General features: G+C 73.3%; 12 protein-coding genes. 5 read left to right on the top strand and 7 right to left on the bottom strand.

Annotated features, from left to right (window positions below; genetic code table 11):
- A complete protein-coding gene (locus IEX42_RS13535) occupies positions 1 to 1,569 on the top strand; it encodes a tyrosine-protein kinase domain-containing protein (RefSeq protein WP_188780244.1) in 1,569 nt (522 codons plus the stop codon).
- 7 nt (positions 1,570 to 1,576) lie between these two features.
- On the opposite strand, the gene IEX42_RS13540 is transcribed toward IEX42_RS13535, so the two are convergent.
- Positions 1,577 to 2,812 (bottom strand): LCP family protein, encoded by a 1,236-nt coding sequence (locus IEX42_RS13540; RefSeq protein WP_188780245.1) that lies wholly within the window; start codon positions 2,810 to 2,812, stop codon positions 1,577 to 1,579.
- Positions 2,813 to 2,886: 74 nt separating this feature from the next.
- Here IEX42_RS13540 and IEX42_RS13545 point away from each other — a divergent pair, with 74 nt between their 5' ends.
- Positions 2,887 to 3,840: a hypothetical protein gene (locus IEX42_RS13545; RefSeq protein WP_188780246.1), complete on the top strand. Its 954-nt coding sequence runs from the start codon at positions 2,887 to 2,889 to the stop codon at positions 3,838 to 3,840.
- Here the strand turns inward: IEX42_RS13545 and IEX42_RS13550 are convergent.
- The 5 genes from IEX42_RS13550 to IEX42_RS13570 all read right to left on the bottom strand — a co-directional run bounded on the left by IEX42_RS13550 (position 3,834) and on the right by IEX42_RS13570 (position 9,519).
- Positions 3,834 to 5,342 carry a sugar transferase gene (locus IEX42_RS13550; RefSeq protein ID WP_188780247.1) on the bottom strand — a complete coding sequence of 503 codons (1,509 nt, stop codon included), beginning with the start codon at positions 5,340 to 5,342 and terminating at the stop codon, positions 3,834 to 3,836. The two genes, IEX42_RS13545 and IEX42_RS13550, sit on opposite strands and share 7 nt — an antisense overlap.
- An 82-nt stretch (positions 5,343 to 5,424) precedes the next feature.
- Positions 5,425 to 6,519: a glycosyltransferase gene (locus tag IEX42_RS13555; protein WP_229660858.1), complete on the bottom strand. Its 1,095-nt coding sequence runs from the start codon at positions 6,517 to 6,519 to the stop codon at positions 5,425 to 5,427.
- An 8-nt stretch (positions 6,520 to 6,527) separates the two neighbouring features.
- Entirely contained in the window at positions 6,528 to 7,499 is a 972-nt protein-coding gene (locus IEX42_RS13560) for a GDP-mannose 4,6-dehydratase (protein WP_188780249.1), read from the bottom strand.
- 15 nt (positions 7,500 to 7,514) lie between these two features.
- Positions 7,515 to 8,501, bottom strand: a complete 987-nt coding sequence (gene gmd, locus IEX42_RS13565; RefSeq protein ID WP_188780250.1) for a GDP-mannose 4,6-dehydratase — start codon at positions 8,499 to 8,501, stop codon at positions 7,515 to 7,517.
- Between the two features lie 61 nt (positions 8,502 to 8,562).
- Complete coding sequence (locus tag IEX42_RS13570) at positions 8,563 to 9,519, bottom strand: glycosyltransferase family 2 protein (protein WP_188780251.1); 957 nt, start codon at positions 9,517 to 9,519, stop codon at positions 8,563 to 8,565.
- Positions 9,520 to 9,614: 95 nt separating this feature from the next.
- Between IEX42_RS13570 and IEX42_RS13575 the strand changes: the two genes are divergently transcribed.
- Positions 9,615 to 10,397, top strand: coding sequence for a class I SAM-dependent methyltransferase (locus IEX42_RS13575; RefSeq protein WP_188780252.1), 783 nt, complete (start codon positions 9,615 to 9,617; stop codon positions 10,395 to 10,397).
- On the opposite strand, the gene IEX42_RS13580 is transcribed toward IEX42_RS13575, so the two are convergent.
- Positions 10,379 to 11,299, bottom strand: coding sequence for a glycosyltransferase family 2 protein (locus IEX42_RS13580; protein WP_188780253.1), 921 nt, complete (start codon positions 11,297 to 11,299; stop codon positions 10,379 to 10,381). The two genes, IEX42_RS13575 and IEX42_RS13580, sit on opposite strands and share 19 nt — an antisense overlap.
- 40 nt (positions 11,300 to 11,339) lie before the next feature.
- Between IEX42_RS13580 and IEX42_RS13585 the strand changes: the two genes are divergently transcribed.
- Positions 11,340 to 11,960 carry a PIG-L deacetylase family protein gene (locus IEX42_RS13585; RefSeq protein ID WP_188780254.1) on the top strand — a complete coding sequence of 207 codons (621 nt, stop codon included), beginning with the start codon at positions 11,340 to 11,342 and terminating at the stop codon, positions 11,958 to 11,960.
- Positions 11,961 to 11,972: 12 nt separating this feature from the next.
- Positions 11,973 to 12,605, top strand: coding sequence for a WbqC family protein (locus IEX42_RS13590; protein WP_188780255.1), 633 nt, complete (start codon positions 11,973 to 11,975; stop codon positions 12,603 to 12,605).
- The last annotated feature ends 20 nt before the right edge of the window (positions 12,606 to 12,625 follow it).

A 12,625-nucleotide genomic window follows, 5' to 3' on the forward strand; every position in this document is an offset into this window, starting at 1 on the left:
GTGACCGTCATCGACTTCGTGCGGCTGAGCAGGGCCAACGCCACGCTCCTGCTCGTCTTCGTCTCGCTCGGGTTGCTGCTGGCGCTGGGCCACACGGTGCGGCAGCCGGTCGTCTACACGGCCACCTCGAAGGGGTACGTCGTCGTCGACTCCGGCAGCTCGGTCGGCGACGTGTTCAGCGCGCAGAACCTCGCCCAGCAGAAGCTCTCGACGTACGTCACCCTCGCCACCAACACGCAGGTGGCCGAGGACGTGATCGACCAGCTCAAGCTCGACACGACGCCCGGCGACATCGCCTCGCGCTACGTGGCGACCGCCAGCGAGGGCTCCCCCGAGCTGACCATCTCGGCCAACGCGTCCTCGCCCGACGAGGCCCGCGACCTGGCCAACGCGGCGGTCGGTGCGCTGTCGCGTGCGGCGGCGCGGCTCGAGTCCGCCGCACGGCCCCAGGGGGCGGCGACCCAGAGCCTGGTCAAGCTCCAGCCGATCGAGCAGGCGGTGTCGCCGGGTGCCCCGTCGTCGCCGAGCTACCCGCGCAACCTCGGCATCGGTGCGCTGCTCGGCCTGGCCGCCGGCTACGGCGTGGCGCTGATCCGCAAGCAGCTGGACCGGCGCCTGCGTACGGTCGACGACATGGAGGAGGCCGTCGGGACGGCCGTGCTCTCCATCCTCCCGGAGTCCGACGAGCTGGACCGGCGGGGCGCCAAGGGTCTGGTCGCCTCGCAGACCGGGCCGGCGGCGGAGGCCCTGCGCCAGCTGCGCACGAACCTGCGCTTCGTCGACGTCGACCACCCGCCCCGCAGCATCGTGATCACCAGCGCGAGCGCCGGCGAGGGGAAGTCGGTGCTGACCGCGAACCTCGCCCGGGTGCTGGCGGCGGCCGGGCAGCGCACGGTCCTCGTCGACGGCGACCTGCGGCGGCCGATGGTGGCCTCGCTCTTCGACGCCGACCCGGCCGTCGGCCTGACCCAGGTCCTGGCCGGCGACGTCGCCCTCGACGACGTCGTCCAGTCGACCACGCTGCCCAACCTGGCGGTGATGACCGCCGGCCGGATCCCGCCGAACCCCTCGGAGCTGCTGGGCTCCCAGCGGATGCAGCAGCTGATCGAGGACCTCGTGGCTCGCGGCAACATGGTGCTCCTCGACGCCCCGCCGCTGCTGCCGGTGACCGACGCGGGGCTGCTCAGCGCCACCGTGGACGGCACGATCCTCGTGCTGGCGGTCGGGCGCACGTACAAGGAGCAGGCGCGGCTCTCGGCCAAGGTCCTCGACCAGGTCGGCGGGCACCTCGTCGGGTCGGTGCTCAACCGGGCGCCGCTGCACGGGATCGGCTCGGTGCTCTACGGGTACGGCTACGGCTACTCGGCCTACTCCCGCGACTACTACAGCGCGTACGGCTACCGCGGCGGGTCCCGGTCGCCCGCCGGGCGCGGACCGCTCTCGTGGCTGGCGTGGCTGGCCGGCCGCCGTCGTCGGTCGGCCACGGCGCGAATCACCCCGATGTCACCGGAGCGCGACGGGGAGGAGCCCGGGCCGGAGCGCCGCGAACCCGCTCGGCGGCGGGGCTGAGCAGCGCTCAGCGCACGCCCTTCTCGGGGTTGAGGGTCCCTGCGTCGGCGCCGTACTTCTCGATGTAGGCGTCGAGCCGGTCGGCCCGGACGTCGCCGAACAGCTCCTTGGTGCGCGCGACGTCGGGGATGATCACGGCCCCGGCCGCGTTGGTGGCGAAGCGCTTCATCGGGGCAGTGACGAAGCTGAGGTCGTCCGCGCGCAACCCGCGCAGCGACCAGGCCAGCCGGCGGATGTCGCCGTTGGTCAGCCCGCTGTCCACCGTCAGGTTGCCGGTGATCGCCCGCAGCAGGTTGCGGAACCGGACGGGGTCGGTGAGCGTGCCGCGCGACGCGGACTGGCTGAGCGCGGCGCGCAGGAAGTTCTGCTGGCGCTGGATCCGGTCGTAGTCGCCGTTCTTCAGCCCGTAGCGGGTGCGGACGTAGCGCAGCGCCCGGTCGCCCTTCAGCGTGGTGTAGCCGGGCTTCCACTCCCCGCCGGCGCCCTGCTGGCTGGAGGTCGCCTCGGAGATGTAGACCTGCACGCCGCCCAGCGCCGTCGCGAGGTCACGGAACCCGGTCCAGTCGATGATCGCGGTGTGCTGCATCCGCAGTCCGGTGAACTGCTCGACGGTCTGCACGGCGAGGCTCGGGCCGCCGTAGGAGAACGCGGCGTTGATCTTCTGCTCGCCGTGCCCGCTGACCGGGACGTAGGTGTCGCGGGGGATGGAGACGAGGTACGCGTGCTTCCGGTCCGCGGTCAGGTGCAGCACGATCAGCGTGTCGGAGCGGTGCGACCCGGGGGTCCAGGAGCCGTCGGCGAGCTCCTGGGCGATCGTGCCGGCGTCGCCGTTGTCCGCGCCCGCGAGCAGCAGGTTCATCGACCCGTCGGTGGGGGCGGCCGGCCGGTTGGTGGCGTCGATCTCGACCCGCGGGATCGACCCCAGCTGGGTGTTGAGCCACCACGCCGCGCCGACGACCGCGACGAGGATGATCCCGACGAGGGCGAGGAACGCGGTGAGCGCCTTGTGGCGCCTCATCCAGCTCCGCGCGGGTGTCCGGCGCGAGCGGGAGCGGCGCGAGCGGGAGCGGCCCGAGCGGGATCGGCCCGAGCGGGATCGGCCCGAGCGGTGCGAGGACGATCGGCGGGAGATCGGTCCTCCCTCCGCCCAGGGGTCGACCTCGCGCCCGGGACCCGGCGCGTCGTCGGCGCCGGAGGGCGACAGGTCGGGCTCCGCGGAGGACGGGCGGCCGGTGCCGGGCATCGCGTCCTCCTCACGGCGGCAGGCACGGCAGAGCGTACGTGAGGACCCGTGCGGGGGCTGTCAGGATGGGGGCCGTGCGCTCGCCCCGGTCCGTCCTGCTGGTGGCGGGGCTCGTGGCCCTCGACCTGCTGATCGTCGTGGTCGCCTTCGCCCTCAGCCACCGCGACGGCGCCCCGGCGGACGCCGGCGGCTCCGCGGCCCCGTCCGTTGCGTCGGCGCAGGACGACGTGGCGCCGATCCAGGGGCCGCTCGTCCTGGCCGCGTCGGACGAGGGCGCGATCGTCCGGGCGACACGCGGGTCGTGCGACGAGCGGGCGCCGGTCGCCGCCCGGGTCTGGACCTCCACGGGCGCCGGCGGCGAGCTCACCGAGCGGAAGGTCGCAGGGCTGCAGGAGAGCCTGGGTGTCACCTATCGCGGGCGGTCCGTCTCGATCGTCGGAGCGACGACGAGCTGCGAGGTGGTCGGCTTCGAGTCCTCGGACGGCGGGCGGACCTGGCAGCGCGGCGCGGTGCCTCGTGACGCCTGGTGGCTCGACACCGACACCTCGAGCGGTTTCGTCCACGGGCCGGTCCCCAACGGTGAGGTCAACGTGGTCTGCATCCCGACGTCGCTGAGCACGCTCGGGGCGGGGCAGAGCGCACGTGTCGTGTGCCAGGGCCAGAACGTCGTCACGGTCGACCGAGGGCTGGGGCAGAGCACCGGCTCCGCCCCGGTGCAGTCACCGTCGGCCGCGACCGCGGTCTCCGGTGATCGCCTGCTGGTGCTCGCGGAGCAGCCGGACTGCTCCGCGGCGCTGGTTCGGGTGAGCAAGGGTGACGCCGCGAGCGGCGGGGACGGCGACGCGGACAGTGTGGGGTCCCGAGTCGCCTGCCTGTCCCGGTCGGCCGCCGGCCTCGGCCTGGCGAGCGGGGGAGGACGGGTCTTCGCGCAGGTCGGCTACCGGCTGCTGGTGAGCACCGACGGTGGCGAGCGGTTCACGGCGTACGACGGCGACCCGGTGACGGCCGCCGCCGACGCCGATCAGTAGGCCCCGGCGGAGGCGAGCACGGCGCGCAGCGTCCGCAGGAGGATCACTGCGTCCTGCACCATCGACCAGTTGTCGACGTAGTACAGGTCGAGCCGGACGGTGTCCTGCCAGGACAGGTCCGAGCGGCCCGACACCTGCCACAGCCCGGTCATGCCCGGACGGACACGCATCCGCCTGGCGACGTCCTCGTCCCAGTGCCCCCGCTCGGTGGGCAGCGCCGGCCGGGGCCCGACGAGGCTCATCTCGCCTCGCAGCACGTTGACCAGCTGGGGAAGCTCGTCGACCGAGAAGCGGCGCATCCAGCGGCCGGGGGGCGTGACCCGGGGGTCCTGCGCCATCTTGAACATCGGCCCGTCGTGACGCTCCTCCGGGGCCAGACCGGCCTGCTGCTGCTCGGCGTCGACCACCATGCTGCGGAACTTCAGCATCGTGAACGTGGCGCCGTCGCGGCCGACCCGTCGCTGCCGGAACAGCACCGGACCGCCGTCGTGACGTCGTACGGCGATCGCGCCGGCGAGCATCACCGGGGAGAACGCGACCAGCAGCGCGGCTCCCGCGATCAGGTCGAAGGACCGCTTGGCCCAGCGCAGTGCGTTGCGCCCCGTCGGCCGCTCCAGGTGCACCAGCGGCAGGCCGGCGACGGGGCGTACGGCGACCCGCTCCGCGGCCATGTCGGTGATGCTCGGCGCGACGATCACCTGGACCCGGTGCTCCTCCAGCGCCCACTGAGCCCGGCGCAGCGCCTCGGAGGTGGGGTAGGCCCCGCGGGCGACGATGATCGCGTCGACCGCGCCCTCCTCGGCGAGGCTGGCAGCGTGGTCGGCGGTGCCGACGTACGCCACACCGCCGGGCGTCTCCGGGCCGCTCTTCGTCGAGGGGGCACCCGGTGCCGGGCCGGGGGAGAGGGCGCCGACGATGGCGTAGCCGAGCCAGGTCTCACGACGCAGCACGGTGGCGATCTCGTCGACGTGGGCGGCGTCGCCGGCGAGCAGCACGCGCAGCGGGAACCGGCCGCGCACCCGGGCGCGGTGGAAGGCCCGGCGCAGCAGCAGCCGGGCGAGCACCAGCAGCGGGATGCCGAGGAGGAAGCTGAGGACGAAGAACCCGCGGGAGAGCGGGATCTTGCCGAGGTAGCAGACGATCCCGACGACCCCGGCGGCCACGACGGAGGCGGTCATCACCGAGCGGTACATCTCGACGCCGGTGTTGAGCCGGTGGACGTCGTAGGTGCCGAAGAGGGCGAGCAGGACCAGCCAGGCCACCGCCATCGGCCCGCCGATCTGGGAGACCAGCTGGTTGACGGCCCCTGCGTCACGGTCGAAGGGGAGGGCGACCCGGAGGGCGGACGCCGCGACGATCACACCGACGATCACGACTGCGTCGAGGGTCACCGCGAGCAGGGGCAGCGTGGGCCGGCGTCGACGGGCACCGGTGCGCAGGAGGGACCGCGACCGGTCCTCGACGGCGCGGTCGACGGTGCGCTGAGTGGTGAGTGTGGTCATGGTGTGAGATGCCGCAAATCGGGCTTGTCGACACGGTAGCCGACCCGGTGGCCCGGTGGGCCCGTTCCCTGCGGACCGGGGATCAGGAGCCGAGCACCCGGTCCACCTCGTCGTGCAGGCGTCGGGCGAACGCCGCCTCGGAGAAGTCGTCGGCGTGCCGGCGTACCGCGTCGTGGTCCCATCGGGTCGCGGTGGCCTCGGCCAGGGCCGCGGCGAGGGGTCCCGCCTCGGGCCGGTCGAAGTGGACGCCGGTGACGCCGGGCACGACGGTGTCGAGGTAGCCCCCCGCGCCGAGGGCCACGGTCGGGACGCCGAAGGCGGCCGCCTCGAGCGGGGTGAGGCCGTAGTCCTCGAGACCGGCTGCCACCAGCAGCCGCGCGTGGGCGTACGTCCAGCGCAGCTGGGCGTCGTCGAGGCCGTGCAGCAGCGCCACATGTCCGGGCAGGTCGCGCAGCAGCCGCTCCCGCTCGGGGCCGTCGCCGACGACGACGAGCCGGCGCCCGGTGCGTCGCGCCGCCTCCACGGCGACGTCCACGTTCTTGTACGGCAGCAGCCGCGAGACGACCAGGTCGTAGCCCTCCTCCGCCCACGCGGCGATCGCGGGGACGGGCTCCTGGGGAGCGGTGGGGTCGAAGGAGTGTGGCGCCGGCGCGAGGGTCGCGTCGATGCCGTACGCCCGGGCGATCCGTTCGCGCACGACGCGCGAGTTGCAGAGGTAGGCGTCTGCGCGCGCGGCCGCGCGCCGGTCCCAGCGACGCAGGGGGCGTCGCAGGGCCAGCAGGGCCAGTCCCTTCGGGGATCGGGTCAGCGGCCCGCCGACGTACGCCTCGGGCTGGTAGAGCCACCGCGCGGGGGCGTGGCAGTAGACCAGCCGGCGGCCGCGGACGTCGAAGCCGTGGGCCCAGCCGCTGCTGGAGCTCAGCACGACGTCGGCCTCGACCCGGGTGCGGGAGGCGACCGGCGCGAGGACCGGCAGCGCGCGGCGCGGGTCGCGCCGCAGCGGCCGCACGCGGTTGAGGGGTGAGGCGACGACGTCGAGGTCGGCGAACTCGGGGTAGGTGCCCTCGGGGTCGTAGAAGGTCGTGTGGATGCGGGCGCCGGGGAACGCGCGCGCCATGGCGAGCACCACGCGCTCGGCTCCGCCGCGCTGGGTGAGGTAGTCGTGCGCGATGGCCACCCGCGGAGTCATCGGGTCGGCGGGTCGTCCAGGTCGGCGTCGACCATGCGGCCGACCAGCTCGGCGAAGTCGACGGTGGGGGTCCAGCCGAGCACCTCGGCGGCCCTGGAGGCGTCGCCGCGCTGCTCGGTCGGGTCGGCGGGGCGTACGAGCGACTCATCGACGCCGACGACCCGGTCCCAGTCCTCGATGCCGACCCGGGCGAAGGCCGCGGCGACGAAGTCCCGGACGGTGTGCGCCCGGCCCGTGGCGACGACGAAGTCCATCGGCTCGACGTGCCGGGCGGCGCGGACCATGGCGTCGACGTAGTCGGGGGCCCACCCCCAGTCCCGACGGGCGTCGAGGTTGCCCAGCTCGAGCCGGGCCAGCCGACCCTGGGCGATCATCGCCGCGCCCTGGGTGATCTTGCGGGTGACGAAGCGGGCGGGGCGGCGCGGGGACTCGTGGTTGTAGAGCACGCAGCTGACCGCGTGCAGGCCGCGCTGGCGGAAGACGTTCGCCCCGAGGTGGGCGGTGGCCTTGGCGACGCCGTACGGGTTCACCGGGCGGACGGGCGTCTGCTCGTCCTGGGGGGAGCTGTCGGCCTCGCCGAAGATCTCCGCGCTGGAGGCCTGGACGAAACGCACCTCGCGGCCCGACCGCTCCTGCAGGCGCAGGCAGGCGTCCATGAGGTCCAGCGGAGCGAGCCCGGAGACGCGGGCTGTGGCACCGGGCTGGTCCCACGACTGGCCCACCGAGCTGATCCCGCCGAGGTTGAAGACGACGTCGGGCTCGACCTCCTCGAGGAGCCGGCCCATCGCCTCGGCGTCGGTGAGGTCGCCGGGGTGGGTGACGACGCCGTCCACGTGGGTGTCGTCGGGGCTGGCCCGGTGCACGAGCCCGTGCACGGCGACGCCGTCGGCCAGGAGCCGCTCGGCGAGGTAGCTGCCGTCCTGCCCGGTCACGCCGGTGACCAGGGCGGTGGCGGAGTCGGGGGTCATCGAGTCGCCGGCCGCTCAGAGGCCAGCGAGCACCTTCTGCTCGGTGAGGTCGTTCTCCACCATCATCGCCACGAGCTCCTCGAAGCTGACCTTGGGCTTCCAGCCGAGCTTCTCGTGCGCCTTGGCGGAGTCGCCGATCAGCAGGTCGACCTCGGCGGGCCGCATGAAGCGCGGGTCCTGGAGGACCAGGTCGCTCCAGTCCTCGATGCCGACGTGGGCGAAGGCGGCGTCGAGCAGCTCGCGGATCGAGTGGGTCTCGCCGGTGGAGATGACGTAGTCCTCGGCCTCGTCCTGCTGCAGCATCAGCCACATCGCCTCGACGTAGTCGCCGGCGAAGCCCCAGTCGCGCTTGGCGTCGAGGTTGCCCATGGTGATGCTCTCCTGCAGCCCCAGCTTGATCCGCGCGACCGCGCGGCTGACCTTGCGGGTGACGAACTCGGGCCCGCGTCGCGGGGACTCGTGGTTGAACAGGATCCCCGAGCTGGCGTGCATGCCGTACGACTCGCGGTAGTTGATCGTCATGTAGTGCCCGTACACCTTGGCCACGCCGTACGGCGAGCGCGGCCACAGCAGTGTGCTCTCGTTCTGCGGCACCGCCTGCACCTTGCCGAACATCTCGGAGCTGGAGGCCTGGTAGTAGCGGACCTTGGACGGGTCGTCGCCGGCGTAGAGCCGGACCGCCTCGAGCATGTTCAGCACGCCCAGGCCGGTGACGTCGGAGGTGACCTGCGCGTTCTCCCAGGAGTAGGCCACGAAGGACACCGCGCCGAGGTTGTAGACCTCGTCGGGCTTCGCGTCGCGCATGGCGCGCATCAGGCTGGACAGGTCGGTCAGGTCGCCGGTGTGCAGCCGCACGTCGGGGAGCAGCCGCTGGACCAGCTCGAGCTTGGGGTTGTTCTGCCCGCGGATGATCGCGTGGACGTCGTACCCCTTGGAGGTCAGCAGCTCGGCGAGGTAGAGGCCGTCCTGCCCCGTGATTCCGGTGATCAGGGCGCTCGGCATGGGGATCCTCCTGGCTCGGCGGGCTCGGCGCGCGGCTCGCGCGGCCTCATCGTAGTGGTTCTCAGAACGCCCCACCGATCCGTTCGGGATGGCGTCGACCGGCCACGCCCGCCGACTCCACGAGCAGGGCGACCAGCTTCTGCGCCACCCACGGCGGGAGGTGCTGCGTGCGACGGTCGAGCACCGAGCCGACCCTGCTCACCGACCGCTCGGTCACCCCGCCCGCCACCAGGTCGACCAGCCGGGACCAGGCCGTTCGTCCCTGTCGCTGCCGTGCGGCCTCGGCGGTGAGCGGTGCGTCGAGGACTCCCTCGCCGTGGATGGCCTCGAAGGTCAGCCGGGCCGCACCGGAGTGCAGCGCCCGGCGGGCGCGCTCCTCCACGCTGGTGACCGGACCGTGGTGCAGGGTGGTGAAGCCGTCCGGGACGAGGATCGGCACGCCGAGGGCGTGCAGCCGGTAGCCCCAGTCGACGTCCTCCATGCCGTAGCCGCGGTAGCGCTCGTCGTACCCACCCACCCGGTCGTAGGTCTCGCGGCGCGCGGAGACGCAGCCGCACCACCAGCGCCAGGTCTGGTCGGGCGTGGTGGCCAGGGCCGTACGACGGATCCGCGCGTCGGCGGGCACCCCGTACGCGCGGGAGTACGCCGTGGGCCGGGCGTACGCCTCCAGGCACATGGTGACGATCCCGACCTCCCGGTCGGCGTGCAGCGCGCGGTGGCGGGCGACGAAGTCGGGCTCCAGCTCGAGGTCGTCGTCGCAGCGGACGAGGATCTCCCCGCGGGCGTCGGCGAAGCCGGCGTTGAGCGCGGCCGAGCGTCCGCGGTTCTCGGGGAAGACGATGCTGCGGACCGGCACGTCCGTGCGGCGGGCCACGACGGCCTCGGAGCCGTCGACGTCGCCGTCGAGGACCACGACCACCTCGAGGTCGTCGTCGGTCTGCGCCGCGACGCTGTCCAGCAGGGTGTCCAGCCGCTCGGCGCCGCCGCGGGAGGGGACGACGATCGAGGTTGCGGGCACGCGCGGATGCTAGTTCGTGGCGAGGGTGCGTTGCTGAACCGCTGGCCGTTCGCAGCAGGCCAGGGGTTCAGCGACGTGCCCTAGGGTCTCGGCCCATGGGAGGCGAGTCCGAGCGGATCGACGCGGCCAACGTGTCGGCCTACGCCAGCGACGCCTCGGTCTCCCACTACGCGGCCCAGTCGTCTTTGCAGGTGGGGGAGAGGGCCGTGCTGGACGCCCTCGGTCTCGACCTGGCCGGCACCGACCTGCTGGACCTGGGGATCGGGGGTGGGCGGACCACCGCCGCGCTCGCCCCGCTGGTGGCCGGCTACGTCGGCCTCGACTACGTGCCCGAGCTGGCGGAGCGCGCACGGGCACGGTTCCCCGGGGTGCGCGTCGAGACCGGCGACGCCCGGGCTCTCGAGCACGAGGACGCGACGTTCGACCTCGTGCTGTTCAGCTTCAACGGGATCGACGGCGTCGCCCACGAGGACCGGCTGCAGATCCTGTCCGAGGTCCGTCGGGTCCTCCGCCCGGGCGGACGGTTCTGGTTCTCGGCGCACAACCGCGGCTGGTCGCGCTTCCACAGGCTGCCCTGGCAGGGACGCCCGAGACCGGGCCGGGTGATGCTGCGGAAGTCGTACGAGGCGTGGCGGGCGCGCGCGAACCGTCGACGCCTCAGGCCGCTCGAGGTGCACACCGACGAGTACGCGATCGTGAACGACGAGGCCCACGACTACGGCCTGCTTCTCTACTACGTCGCGCCGGAGGCCCAGGTGCGCCAGCTGGAGGCGGCGGGATTCGGCGACGTCCGCGTCTACGACCAGTGGGGGAGCCCGGTGGACGCCGGCTCGACCTCGCCGGAGTCGATCTGGCTGCACTACGTGGCGCGGTCCTGAGGCCTCCGGCGGGTCCACACCCGGGCCAGCTGGTCGGCCAGCTCCGTCGCGGGGCGGGTCGGACGGCCCGCGACCCGGCGAGCAGCGCCGACCGCCGCGTTCACGAGCGAGGCGGCGCTCAGGCCGACCCGCAGCCGGGTCAGACCACCCCAGGTGCGCGCGTAGTGCAGGCGCGCGGTGGTCAGCCACGAGGCCCGCAGCGCCGGGTCCGAGGACGCCGCGCCCTCGTGCAGCACCGGAGTCGTGCCCAGGACCACCGAGCCGACGCCGCGCTGGTGCAGCCGGCGCTGCAGGTCGACCTCCTCGGCGTACATGAAGTACGTCTCGTCGAAACCACCGACGGCCGCGAAGTCCTGCGTGCGCATCAGCATCGCCTCGCCTGCGACCCAGTCGACGACGACCCGGCCACCGGCCGGCGGTGCGTCGACCTTCCCGATCGCCCGGCGGAACCAGCGCGCGTCCTGCCACCGGCCGAGGAACGAGACCCACTCGACGCTCTGGAAGCGTGCCCGCGGGAAGCGCTGCCCGCCCGTCATCCTCCCGCCGCACGAGACGTTGGGCGCGACCACGGCGGGCAGCTCCGGCAGCGCCCGGCCCACCAGCTCGTCGAGGAACCGCGACGGCACCTCGAGGTCGCTGTTGAGCACCAGCAGGAGCGGGTGGCGTGCCTCCCGCGCCCCGGTGTTGACCGCGCTGCCGAACCCGCCGTTGCGCTCTCGCCGCAGGACCGTGACGTCGTCGCGGTCGGGGAACGGCGCCGGTGAGCGGTCGTCGACCACGATCACCTGGAGCGGGTGCCGGGTCGGCTGGGTGAGCAGCTGCTCGACGAGGGCCAGTGCCGGAGCCGGGGAGCCGTAGTGAGGGATCACCGCCGTCACGCCGACAGCCGCCGCTTGCCTCACCGCGGCATCGTACGAGCCGTCCGTCGCCTAGGTTGGCCTCGTGCGCCGCCTGGTCCTCGCCCCTCACATGGACGACGAGTCGCTGGGCTGCGGCGGTCTGCTGGCGAAGCACCCCGAGGAGTGCTCGGTCGTGGTCGTCACCGACAGCGGCGAGCAGCGGCGCGAGGAGCACGCGCGGGCGCTGGAGATCCTCGGCGTCGGTGAGTCGGTCGCGCTGGGGCTGCGCGACGGCGAGGCGCAGCTGCACATGGCCGACCTGGTGCGCCGCCTCGACGATGTCCTGCGCGAGCTGCGGCCCGACGAGGTCTACCTGCCGTTCCCGTCGCTGCACCAGGACCACATCGCGGTCTACGAGGCCGGGATGCGCGCCTGCCGGATCTCGATGAGCCCCGACCACTGGCTGCCGTCGACGGTGCTCGTCTACGACATCGCGGTCTACGACCTCAACCTCTACCCGTCGGACCTGACCTGGAACACCTTCGAGCGGCTGACGGAGGAGCAGGTCGACCGCAAGGTGGCCGCGTGCGAGGCCTACGCCTCGGAGAACCCGGGCGGCGACCACCCGATGAGCAGCGTCAAGCAGATCGCCGGCGCGGTCGGCAAGGTGCGGCTGGTGCCGTACGCCGAGCAGTACGCCCTGGTCCGCCACATCCGGCGGTGAGGGCCGGTGATCGTGGCGATCCACCAGCCGGACCTGCTGCCGTACTCCGGCTTCTGGTTCAAGATGGCGACCTCGGACGTGTTCGTCGTCGCGGTGCACGACCAGTTCCAGAAGCACGGCTACCAGCGCCGGGTGACGATGCGGGAGGCGTGGTGCTCCCACCGGCTGGTCGGCAAGCCGTCGCTGGTGCCGATCGACGACGTCGAGGTGGCGGAGGGCTGGCAGCAGCACCTGTGCGACGTGATCCGCGGCCGCTACACCGGTGCCCGGCACTGGCGTGACCGGGGCGGCGAGCTGCTGGAGCGGATCTCCGCGTGCACGGGCACGACCCTCGACGAGGTGAACCTCTCGATGATCCGGGCCGTGCGCGACCTGCTGGGCATCGGGACCGAGCTCGTCGTCACCGCGCCGCCCCGGCAGGCGGGCATCGACCGGCTGATCGAGCAGGTCGCCACGGTCGGCGGCACCGAGTACGTCTCCGGTGCGGGCGGGGCCGCCTACCTCGGCGCCGACGCCGACGAGCGGTTCGCCGACCACGGCATCACGTTGCGCTGGTCGGCGCACGTGCCCGCCTCGCCGGACTCGATCGTCACCGTGCTGATGGACCACGACGACCCGATGGACGTCGTACGCCGCACCGCCTGACCGGGCTCGTGCTGGTCGGG

This window comes from Marmoricola endophyticus (genome assembly GCF_014644415.1).
Classification (GTDB): domain Bacteria; phylum Actinomycetota; class Actinomycetes; order Propionibacteriales; family Nocardioidaceae; genus Marmoricola; species Marmoricola endophyticus.